Source organism: Candidatus Binatia bacterium (assembly GCA_023150935.1).
Taxonomy (GTDB): Bacteria; Desulfobacterota; Binatia; order HRBIN30; family HRBIN30; genus JAKLJW01.
The window spans coordinates 60069-70552 of record JAKLJW010000002.1 but is presented as its reverse complement, the minus strand read 5'-3'; the positions used below and the strand labels follow the sequence as shown (position 1 = coordinate 70552).

Genomic DNA, 10484 nt, shown 5'->3' with positions numbered 1-10484 from the left:
GTGCCGCTCGGCACGAACGGCGAGCGTTCCGCCGATCGTAGGTACGCCGATCTCTCGTCGCTCAACCCCATGCAGCGCCAGGCCGTCGAGCACGGCGACGGGCCATTGCTGATTCTCGCCGGTGCCGGCTCCGGCAAGACCCGAACCCTGACGCACCGCGTGGCGCATCTTATCGGGACGCGCAACGTGCCGCCGTGGCGGATCCTCGCGGTCACATTTACCAACAAGGCCGCCGCCGAACTGCGCGAGCGGGTATTACGCCTGCTCGGTTCGTCGGAACCGCCGTGGGTGTCGACTTTTCATTCGGCGTGCGTGCGCATGCTCCGCCGCGACATCGCGGCGCTTGGCTATACCCGCGACTTCGTCATCTACGACGAGCAGGACCAGGAACGCCTGCTGCGCGAGTGCCTGCGCGACCTGGAAGTGGCGGAACAGGTCCTCAGCGCCCGCAGCGCCGGGTCGTTTATCGACGCGGCGAAGAACAAAGGTATCGGACCGGCGGATTGCACTCCGACCGACGTCTGGCAGGAGCGGGCGGCACGGGTGTATGTGCGCTACCAGGATAAGCTGCGCCGCAACAACGCCCTCGACTTCAACGATTTGTTGCTCCTGACGGTGCGCCTGTTCGAGGAGCACCCGGCCGTGCTCGATCGCTACCGGCAGCGCTTCCTGCACGTCCTCGTCGACGAGTACCAGGACACCAATCAGGTGCAGTACCGGCTCACCAATCTGCTGGCGTCCGGTTATCGCAACCTGTGCGTCGTCGGCGACGAGGACCAGTCGATCTATCGCTGGCGTGGCGCCGACATCAAGAACATCCTCGACTTCGAACGCGACTACCCCGATGCGGTGGCGATCAGGCTGGAACAGAATTACCGCTCCACGCAAACGATTCTGGAAGCCGCCGGCGCCGTGGTGGCGCAGAACCGGCAGCGCAAGGGCAAGCGGTTATGGACGGAGAACCCGCGCGGCGAGCGTATCGTCCTCGCCGAGCTGCCCGACGACCTCGAGGAGGCACGGTACGTGGCCGGGGAGATCGCCCGCCTGCACCGCCACGGCATGGCGTTGCGGGACGTGGCGGTCTTCTACCGCACCAACGCGCAGTCGCGGCCGATCGAAGAGGCGCTCGTCCGCCATCGGATTCCCTATGGCATGGTCGGCGGCGTGAAGTTCTTCGCCCGGGCCGAGGTGAAGGACGTGCTCGCGTACCTGCGGCTGCTGCTCAACCCGGCCGACTCGATCGCGGCGAAGCGCATCGTCAACACGCCGGCGCGCGGCATCGGTGCGACGACCGTGGAACGCATCGCGACACTCGAAGAGGAAGCGGGCGGTTTCCTCCCGGCGTGCGGTCTGGCGGTGGCGCGCGGGGTCCTCAAGACGCAGGCTCTCGACAAGGTGCGCGCCTTCGTGGCGCTGATGGACGGACTGCGCGCGGCGGTCGATGCGGTGCCGTTTCCCGAACTGGCGGCGCGAATCGTGGCCGACAGCGGATACGGGGAAATGCTGCGCGAGGACACCAGCGATACCGGCAAGGACCGCGTGCAGAACCTCGAGCAGTTGCTCGCCGGCATGGCCGAACAGGCGGCGGCGGGCAAAACGTTGCAGGAGTACCTCGAGGAAGTGGCGCTGGTGACCGATCTCGACGCCTACGACACGGGTGCGGACCGGGTGACGTTGATGACCCTGCACGCCGCCAAGGGCCTGGAGTTCCCGGTGGTGTTCATGACCGCGATGGAGGAGGGGTTGTTTCCGCACGCGCGGGTCGCGGACGACGATATCGAGGAGGAACGGCGTCTCTGTTACGTCGGCATGACGCGGGCGATGCAGCGGCTGCACCTGACCCACGCGCGCCGGCGGCGCGTGTTCGGCGACGCGCAGTTCAACCCGCGCAGCCGCTTCGTGGATGAAATTCCGCCGAACCTGCTGCACGAACTGCGGGCGCAGCGGACCGTGTTGACGGGTCCGTCGCTCAAACCGGTACACGCCGAGCCCGAGGACAACGACGTGCGTGTGGTGTACGATGGCGAGGACGGCCTGCGGGTCGGTGCCCGGGTGCGCCACGCGGCGTTCGGCGTCGGTGTGGTGCGCGCACTCGAAGGCAGCGGCGAGAGCCGCAAGGCAACGGTGACGTTCCAGTCCGTGGGCGTAAAGAAACTGTTGCTCAAGTTCGCCGGGCTGCAACCGGCGTAATCGGGGTGAAGGCGCGGTGGGTCTTGTGGCCGCGCTCATCACTGGAACGTTGACACTGCCTGGCCGCCTTGTTACCCGCCTCGGACTGCCATGTCGCCCGTCCGCACCCGTTTCGCCCCCAGCCCGACCGGCTACCTGCACATCGGCGGTGCCCGCACGGCGCTGTTCAATTACCTGTTCGCCCGCCATCACGGGGGCGCGTTCATCCTGCGCATCGAGGACACCGACCGCGAGCGCTCGACCAAAGAGTCGATCCAGGCGATTCTCGATGCCCTGGCCTGGCTACGTCTGGAGTGGGACGAGGGGCCGTTCTTCCAGAGTCAGCGCAGTACCGTCTATACCGCCCAGGCCGAGCGCCTGCTGAGCGCGGGCAAAGCGTACCGCTGCTACTGCACGCCCGAAGAGCTGGAATCGCGGCGGGAGGCCGCGATGCAGGCCGGTCGCAAGCCGATGTACGATCGCACGTGCCGGGAACGGTCGGAACCCGTTGCGGGGCGGCCGGCCGTTATTCGTTTTGCGGCCCCGCTCGACGGCGACACCGTCGTGCCCGATCTCGTCAAGGGGCACGTGGTCTTCCAGAACCAGGAACTCGACGACATCATCATCGTGCGCTCCGACGGCACGCCAACGTACAACTTCTGCGCCGTCGTCGACGATGCGGCGATGGCGGTGACGCACATCGTCCGCGGCGAGGATCATCTCACCAACACGCCGAAGCAGATTCAGATGTACCGCGCCCTCGGCTTCGAGGTGCCGGCGTTCGCCCACATTCCGTTGATTCTCGGACTCGACCGGTCGCGGCTGAGCAAGCGGCACGGGGCGACGTCGGTGATGGCGTATCGCGACATGGGCTACCTGCCGGACGCGCTGGTGAACTACCTCGTGCGGCTAGGGTGGTCGCACGGCGATCAGGAGCTGTTCACGCGCGCCGAGCTGATCGAGAAGTTCTCGCTCGACAGCGTCGGCACCGCCGCCGGCGTCTACAACCAGGAGAAGGCCGAGTGGGTCAACTTCCAGTACCTCAAGGCGCTGTCGCCGGAGGCGCTGGCAGAAGCAGTGAAGCCCCACGTGACGGCAAAGGGCTGGACGATTCGCGGCGACGACGCGTGGCTGGCGCGGGCAATGGTCACCGTGCAGGAGCGCGGTAAGACGCTAGTAGAGATCGTCGAGGCGGCGACGTGCTACTTCGTCGACGAACTGACGATGGACCCGGCGGCGGTGACGAAGCACCTGAAGGCCGAGGTTCGCGAGCCGTTGACGGCGTTGCGAGCGGGTCTGGCCGATCTCGGCGCATGGAGCCACGACCCGATCAAAGGCGTCTTCGAAACTGTGATGGCGCAGTTCGGGCTCGGGCTTGGCAAGCTGGCGCAGCCGGTGCGTGTCGCGATGACCGGCGGCGCCGTGAGCCCGGGGATCTTCGAAGTGCTCGAAGTGCTGGGCAAGGACCGCACCATGGCGAGGCTGGACGCGGCACTGGCGCGGCTGGCGGCGATGCAGGGGCACGCAACCGGCTGAGCGTGAGTAACCCCACCCGTTCGCCCCAGGGTGGACCCCGTCCTCTTAGGGGCCGTATCGAGGTTTACGAGCAATCCGCCTTAGTAGTGATGGGCACAATTACGGCGACGTATTCCGTACGACGCTTCCCGTTCGCCCCGAGTAGCCCCGTTTTCTCAGGGGCGTATCGAGGGGCAGCCTGGCGAGCGGCTTTGCGGCCCCGCCCCTCGATACGCCGCCGAAAAGATGGCGCTACTCGGGACGAACGGAATACGTCGCCGGACTAATGAACCGGAGTACTTAGCCGGTTCGGGAAGTCGATCATGACGGGAAGTCGTCGTTCCGGTGGACATCCGAATCCTGTTGTTCTCGCCGTCTCCGGTCGTCTATTCCCGTCGCTCGCTTTCGCTCTCGTGCTTGCTGGTGGGCCGGTCCTTGCCGGGCCGCCGCGACCTCCCGGTCGTCGCAGCGATTCCGCTTACGCCGGCAGTGCCGCCTGCCGCCCCTGCCACGGCGCGGTCTACGACGCGTGGCTGACCTCGGATCACCGCCATGCGATGGAGCCCGCTACCCCCGACACGGTGCGCGGCGATTTCGGTGGCGCGGTCTTTCGCGGCGCCGCCGACGTCACGCACTTCATGCGTGCCGGAGATACCCTCGCGGTTCGTACCGCCGGGCCCGGCGGCGCAACGCAGGACTTTCCCGTGCCGTACACCTTCGGCGTCGACCCCTTGCAGCAATACCTGCTGCCCCTGGCCGCGGGCCGACTGCAGGCTCTGTCCGTCGCCTGGGACACTCACGGCAAGCGCTGGTTTCATCTCTACGGCGACGAACATGTCGACCATGGCGACATCCTGCACTGGACTCGGCCGGCGCAGAACTGGAACGACCGCTGCGCCGAGTGCCATGTCACCGGGCTGCGCAAGGGTTACGAGGCCGCTCACGACGGTTACGCCACGACCTGGATCGAACCGAATGTCGGCTGCGAAGGGTGTCACGGTCCCGCTGCCGAACACGTGCGCTGGGCCGAAGCTGCCCGAAGTGCGGGCCCTTCGCCGGTCGCGAGCGCCAGTAAGGGCCTCGTCGTCGACTTCGGCAGCGACGGCTCCCAGACGTGGATCGCCGACCGGAGTAGCGGCACGGCACGACGTTCGATACCGCGACACTCCCGGGCCGAGATCGAAACCTGCGCGGCCTGCCATTCCCGTCGCACCACGCTCACGGATGCTTATCGACCGGGCGAGCCGTTTCTCGATAGCCATCGTCCCGTACTCCTCGAGGAGGGTCTGTATTTCGCCGACGGACAGGTGCAGGACGAGGTCTACGAATACGGCTCGTTCCTGCAGAGTCGGATGTACGGCGCCGGTGTCACCTGCGCGGACTGCCACGACCCGCACAGTGCCCGGCTGCGGGCCGTCGGGGACGCGGTTTGTGCACGGTGTCACGAGCCCGGGCGCTTTGCGACGCCGGCGCATCACCACCATCTTCCCGAGTCGGGCGGGGCGCGCTGCGTGGCCTGCCATATGCCGGCTCGCACGTTCATGACGGTCGACGAGCGCCGCGATCACAGCTTTCGCGTTCCGCGCCCCGACCTCGCGCAACAGACCGGCGGCCCGGACACCTGCACCGACTGCCATCGCGACCGCGAGCCGGCGTGGGCGGCGAGCGCGATCGTCAGGTGGTACGGAGAACCGAAGCGGCGCGAACCGCATTACGGGCAGGCGATTCAGGCAGCGCGCCGCTATCGAGCCGATGGCGAGGCGGCGCTTCTCGATCTCCTCGGCGCCGACTCCAGCCTGCCGGCGATAGTGCGCGCCACCGCGGTAAGCCTGCTGCCGCGTTACCCCGGCCCGCGCACCGCCGCCGCGATTGCTCGCGCTGCCGGCGACCCCGATCCACTGGTGCGGTTGGCCACCGTCGACGCATCGGCGATGCTGCCCGCACCCGAGCGTCTCCGCGTCCTCGCGCCCTTGCTCGACGATCCCCGCCGCGCCGTGCGCACCGCAACCGCCGCGACACTCGCCGCCGCGCCCGAGACGGCGCTGCCGCAGGCTCATCGAGCGGCCCGCGCGCGCGCCCTCGATGAGTACCGTTCCGTGCTGACCGAGAACGCCGACCGACCGGACGCACGCCTGAACCTCGGCCTGCTTGCCGCCGACCTCGGGAAACACGACGCCGCTCGCACCGAATACGAAGCTGCGATGCGCATCGAACCCCAGTTCGTCCCTGCGTACGTCAACCTCGCCGACCTCTGGCGCACTCTCGGGCGCGAGGCGGAGGCTGAAGCCGTGCTGCGTCGCGGACTCGCACAGGCGCCCGACTCGGCGGAGTTGCACCATGCCCTCGGTCTGACTCTGGTCCGCCGGCAACAGTACGACGAAGCCGGCGTCGAACTCGGACGTGCCGCGGAGCTGGCTCCGAACGATCCGATCTATGCGTACGTATACGGGGTCGCGCTCAATTCGAGCGGCAACTCGACCCGGGGCATCGCCGTCCTGAACGCCGCTCACGAGCGCTTTCCCGGCGACCGGCAGCTTCTCTACGCGCTAACCACGATCGGCCGCGACCGCGGCGACCTGACGGCCGCCCGCCGCTATGCCGAACGCCTCGTGGCCCTGCGACCTGACGACCTGCAGGCGCGGCAACTGCTGCGCCAGGTCGCCGAGCCCCGGGGCACGGATCGATCCCCGTAGCCCCCTTTCGAGACCGGGAAAGCGACTTCGTCCTTTCGGGCGGCCGCGGTTGGTGGACCTCTTCCGAACCGCCCCTTCGTCTAGTACCGTTGAGGCAACCGCGTCGTGTCGTGCGGTACAAACCGAAATCATGATGGAGGAGCGAGATGGCTGACCTTGTGGTGATTGGCTACGAAGACGAGTTCAAGGCGCAGGAAGTCCGCCTGCAACTGCTGAAGATGCAGAAGGAGTACCTTGTCGATCTCGCCGACGCTGTGGTTGCGACCAAGGACAAAGAAGGCAAGGTGAAGTTGCACCAGGTATACAACCTCACGGCGGCGGGAGCGGCGACCGGCGGCTTCTGGGGCACCCTGATCGGTCTCATCTTCCTCAGTCCGCTTCTCGGCCTCGCGGTCGGCGCAGCGTCGGGTGCGGTGGCCGGGGCACTTACCGATGTGGGCCTCGACGACAAGTTCATGAAGGGAATCGCCGAGAACCTGAAGGCCGGCTCTTCGGCGCTGTTTGTCCTGGTGCGCAAGGCGACTCCGGACAAGGTGCTCGCCGAACTGCGCGGAACGGGGGGCAAGGTCGTGCAGACTTCGCTGAGCCACGAACAAGAGGAAAAGCTGCAAGCGGCGCTCAACGCCGCGAGAACCGCCGGCACCTGATCCGCCGGGCATTCTTCGATTGCACACCCCGCCGCCGGCCATGCCAGGGCATGACCGGCGGCGGGCGTGCGGGACGAGACCGGCGCGGCGCTACGCCGCCCGCCACCGCTCAGAACACCAACAACGCACCGGGCTCGATGCGGAAGATCAGGTCCGTCGTGACCCGCCAGTCGAACAACCACTTCTGCGACGTCAGCGGGAACTCGACGCTCGCACCCAGGTCGATGAACCCGACGCGGTCGGCCAGCTCGATAGGCCGCCACAGCGCCTTGTGATCCGTCACCCGCCACCGGGCACCGAGCGCCATGGTCGCGACCCCGGTACCGCCGGCCTCCGTCGCTCCGAAGTTGAAGAAGTCGAAGCCCTCGCCGTCGACCACCGCGGAAAGCGGAATGCCGCCGTTGCCGCCCGTCAGGCATTGCACCCAGTTCACTTCGACCAGCGGGAAGAAGCTCTCGAACCGATAGTCGGCGTGAACCGACAGGTCGTAGAAGCTCGAGTTCAACCCGGAAAGCGCCAGTCGCGGCCCGGTATACGCCATCAGGTGCAGCCGGTCATTGCCCCACATCGCCGACAGGAACGGGTTCAACAAACCCTTGCCGTAGCCCTGCCAGACGGACTTGTTACCCGCCGGGGCCTCGTATCGCAGTCCCGCCGACACCATCACCAGATTGTCCTCGTCGGCGTGCTGCCACAGCGTGCCCTTGAACCCGAACGCCAGGTTCGCCCAGCCGTTGGACGATCCGTGATTGGCCGCAGCCACCGCCTGGCGCAGTTGTCGGTTCTGCAGATTCACCCACGTGTAGCCGTCCTTGGTGGCGATGAAGCTGAAACGGTCCGTGATCGCCAGCCGGAGCTGCGCCGCCACGACGTACGCATCGCCGCCGCCGAGATTGGCTACAGGGAAGGTGCTGGGAATCTGGTGGTAGACGAAGATCGGCCGCACTTCGGTCAGCGACCTGGGATCCTCGAAGATCGTCGGGTTGGACACCGGGCTGATGAATCCGTGAAACGGATCCTGGTCGGCGGGATTGTCGACCGCCCACGCCCCCGGGCCGAGCAACGTGAGCCCGAGAACTGCTATCGACAAGACACGTTTCAACATACATCGGCTCCTTTCTCCGCTGGCGCTTTGCCGCGCCGCTAACCGCGTTCGTTCTCCTTGACACCCCTTTGAGGTCTCGCCGCCGGTCGCAACAGCCCAACCCCGCACTCGCTCATGCGAATGCCATACCAGCCCGCCCGGTCTTCGCTGTCCGCCTTTGTCCGTGACCATGCCGACGAGGGGTTTTGCGGCTCTGGGAAGTTCCGGTATCGCGCGCGGGAAAGACCCGGCTTGTCGATTCGGCTTGTTATCGAGGCAAGGAGATAACCGGGCCGCGCCGGCCACAGAGGTAAGGCGGCAAAACCCTGTGACGGTCTACCCGGTGGGCGCGGACGCGGCGCCATCCTCGGCAACGCCGCGGGTGCCTCCGGCATCGCCGTTCCTGGGCAGCGGCAAAGTGAACCGGAAGGTCGTGCCGCCTTCCGGATTCGCGGTTGCCGACAAACGGCCGCCGTGCGCTTCAACGATGGTACGGCATATCGACAAGCCCATGCCGAGACCGTCGGGTTTGGTGGTGAAGAAAGCGTCGAAAATGCGCTCTTGCAGGTCTTGCGGTACACCCCGGCCGCGGTCTTCCACGGCTACCGCGATCTCCGAGGCGTCGACGGAGGTGCGAATCCACAGCTCTGCCGGACTGCCGTCCCGCATGGCTTCCAGGCCGTTGCGGGTCAGATTCAGTACCACCTGTTCGAGTTGTACGCCGTCGCCCGGCACGGCCGGCAACTGCTCCGCGAGAGCGAGCCTGATTACTGCCCCGTCCGCCTGCGCTTCCGTTTGCATGAATCGGACGACGTTCTCGACGACGGTGTTGACGTTCACCGGTTCGCGGTGCGCGGTACCCGCCCGCAGGAAGCGCCGGTAGCGCCGGACGATCTCGCCGCCGCGCAACGCTTGCGCCGCAATCTGCTCGATCGCGAACAGGAGATCCTCTCGCTCGGCCATGCCGGAGCGCAAACGCGTCACACAGCCGCGGGCGTAGTTGACGATCGCCGACAGAGGCTGGTTGATCTCGTGGGCCAGGCCCGCCGCCATCTCGCCCAGGGTGCTGACACGCAGAGCGTGTGCGACATGAGTTTCCAGTTCCGCCCTTGCCGCTTGCAGCGCCTGTTCCGCCTGTTTGCGCTCGGTGATATCGAACGCCACCCCGATAACCCCCGTAATGCTGCCGTCCTCGCTGCGCAACGGCTCGACCTGGGCACTGTAACACCGCCCTTCCCATTCCTGCTCGTACGTCGCCATCTCGCCACCCAGGGCCCGTCGATGCGCCGCTAGGCAGGGAGCACTCTCGTCCCTGGTTCCTATGAAGTCGCCGATGTGCCGGCCCAGAACTTCCTCGTTCTGGGCATCGATGGGTTCCATGTCTCGGCCGAGGCGCAGGGTGAGCCGCATCTCGGTGTCGGTCGTCCAGAAAAAGCCCGGCAGGCGGCTCGTAAAGACGCGCAACTGAGTTTCGGTCTCGGAGAGAGCGGCGTGATCCGTAGTCCGTTCGCCTGTGGTCACGAGCACCTCGTCGTTAGAACCCGCGACCAGGTCAGAACGCGGGTCGTTTGACGGCAGAATGCGGGTAAGAGACAGGATCTCATTCGATGGGGGAGCCGAGCTACGGACTCGCTCGCGGGACGCACGGACACCGGGAGCGCTCAATACGCCCCGGCTTCCGGGAACTCCGGGAACTGTTTCAAGTCGTCGCTGATCTCATGCCACGGTGCCTTCGAGGCCACAAAGCCGTGCCATAGCGGTCGCACCCCCGGGTCTTCATCGAACGAGCCGGCGGCGACCCAGAGAACGTCGGGCAACGCCGAGTAGGCGAAGGTCAGGTTCGATCCACAGTCGGCACAAAACGATCGCGTTACCGGGGTGGACGACTGGTATCGCTTCACGCGGCTCTCGCCGGCGGTGAACCGGAACGCTCCTGTGGGAACGCGCCCGTAGGTCGCGAACGCCGCGCCGTGCGCCTTGCGACACATGCCGCAATGGCAGTGGCCGAGCCGCTCGACCGGGGCGGCGGTTTCGTAGGTCACGGCGCCGCACAGGCAACTACCGCGCATATCTCCCTCCAGGACAGAGACGGTCACGCAGGTCCGCCACTCACGCACCCTTGCGGAGTTTGGCGACGAGATCGACATAGGCCTGCATTGCCGCGTCGGCGGTGGTGCCCTTTCTGGCGGCCCAGGCGTCGAACTTCGCGCGGCCGACGAAATCCATGAAACCCGGTCGCTTGCCCTTTACGTCTCCGGCGGTCGCTTGCTTGAAGAGCGCGTAGAGCGCGAGCAGGGTGTCGTTATCCGGCCGCTCTGACAGTTTCTGTACGTCCTGTTGAGCGGTTTCGAACTTCTCCTTCAACCCTGACATGGT

8 protein-coding genes are annotated in these 10484 nt (G+C 66.6%); 4 read left to right on the top strand and 4 right to left on the bottom strand.

The annotated features are described in order from the left end of the window. Positions 1-69: 69 nt before the first annotated feature. From L6Q96_02540 to L6Q96_02525, 4 genes are all read left to right on the top strand, one after another. On the top strand, positions 70-2190 hold the full coding sequence (locus L6Q96_02540; GenBank protein MCK6553454.1) for a UvrD-helicase domain-containing protein: 2121 nt from the start codon (positions 70-72) through the stop codon (positions 2188-2190). Positions 2191-2280: 90 nt separating this feature from the next. Next, on the top strand, positions 2281-3705 hold the full coding sequence (gene gltX / locus L6Q96_02535) for a glutamate--tRNA ligase (GenBank protein MCK6553453.1): 1425 nt from the start codon (positions 2281-2283) through the stop codon (positions 3703-3705). A 302-nt stretch (positions 3706-4007) separates the two neighbouring features. After that, positions 4008-6377 (top strand): tetratricopeptide repeat protein, encoded by a 2370-nt coding sequence (locus L6Q96_02530; protein ID MCK6553452.1) that lies wholly within the window; start codon positions 4008-4010, stop codon positions 6375-6377. Positions 6378-6523: 146 nt separating this feature from the next. Next, the gene (locus L6Q96_02525; protein MCK6553451.1) at positions 6524-7024 is read left to right on the top strand and encodes a DUF1269 domain-containing protein; all 501 of its coding nucleotides are present in this window, start codon (positions 6524-6526) and stop codon (positions 7022-7024) included. A gap of 109 nt (positions 7025-7133) precedes the next feature. Here L6Q96_02525 and L6Q96_02520 read toward each other — a convergent pair whose 3' ends face one another. The 4 genes from L6Q96_02520 to L6Q96_02505 all read right to left on the bottom strand — a co-directional run bounded on the left by L6Q96_02520 (position 7134) and on the right by L6Q96_02505 (position 10481). Further along, positions 7134-8129 (bottom strand): hypothetical protein, encoded by a 996-nt coding sequence (locus L6Q96_02520; GenBank protein ID MCK6553450.1) that lies wholly within the window; start codon positions 8127-8129, stop codon positions 7134-7136. A gap of 315 nt (positions 8130-8444) precedes the next feature. Then, entirely contained in the window at positions 8445-9629 is a 1185-nt protein-coding gene (locus tag L6Q96_02515) for an ATP-binding protein (GenBank protein MCK6553449.1), read from the bottom strand. Between the two features lie 140 nt (positions 9630-9769). Further along, the gene (locus tag L6Q96_02510) at positions 9770-10204 is read right to left on the bottom strand and encodes a GFA family protein (protein MCK6553448.1); all 435 of its coding nucleotides are present in this window, start codon (positions 10202-10204) and stop codon (positions 9770-9772) included. A 13-nt stretch (positions 10205-10217) separates the two neighbouring features. Further along, complete coding sequence (locus L6Q96_02505; protein ID MCK6553447.1) at positions 10218-10481, bottom strand: acyl-CoA-binding protein; 264 nt, start codon at positions 10479-10481, stop codon at positions 10218-10220. Positions 10482-10484 lie beyond the last annotated feature (3 nt).